Source organism: Vibrio sp. 1288 (assembly GCF_033344475.1).
Genome location: NZ_JAWPOX010000718.1, coordinates 1 through 623 on the forward strand (window position 1 = coordinate 1; position 623 = coordinate 623).

The 623-nt window shown below is 47.2% G+C and carries 1 protein-coding gene; it reads right to left on the reverse strand.

What is annotated here, in order from left to right; translation table 11 throughout:
- The coding region (locus tag R8O11_RS28975; protein WP_318195091.1) for a PAS domain-containing protein at positions 1-524 on the reverse strand (524 nt) is incomplete at its 3' end.
- Between the last annotated feature and the right edge of the window lie 99 nt (positions 525-623).

The window sequence follows — 623 nt, forward strand, 5'->3', positions numbered from 1 at the left end:
TGCTTTTCCAAATCGTGCAGTCGATCCATTAATTTACTTTGGAAGCGCTCTCTCGTCGCTGGCGGAAGATTAGGCGCGCCCAAATTAGAGGCGTACAACATTGCGCTCGACAGCGGCGTTCTCACTTGATGCGCTAGCGATGCAACCATACGACCTAATGAAGAAAGACGTTGTAGATCACTCACACGAGCTTGCAGTAAACGGGTTTCGGTTAAGTCGGTGATGAGGATCAGCTGCCCTGTCGCGGAGGCAGAAATCGCCAAACGCACTTTGCGACCATTACGCAGTGACACTTCGTGGCCATCATCTTCACGCGGATCAAAAGCCGCTTGAATGATGTTGAACCATTTCTCGTTAACCAGTGGGATTTCTAGAATTCGGTGCGCCTCGGGGTTGGCTTCTCGCACAACACCATACGTGTCGAGCAAAATAACCCCAGCGGGCATCACATCCAATACCTGCTTATAGCGCTCAACTTGGTTTTCTACTGAGTCTAAATGGGATTGGTTGGTGTTATTGTCCATTCACTGCCTGTCGAAATATCGCCACTAAAAAGTAAAATAGCTTGGTAAGCAATTAGCGTACCAAGCTATTTTTTATATTTATCATGACGTTATGTTATC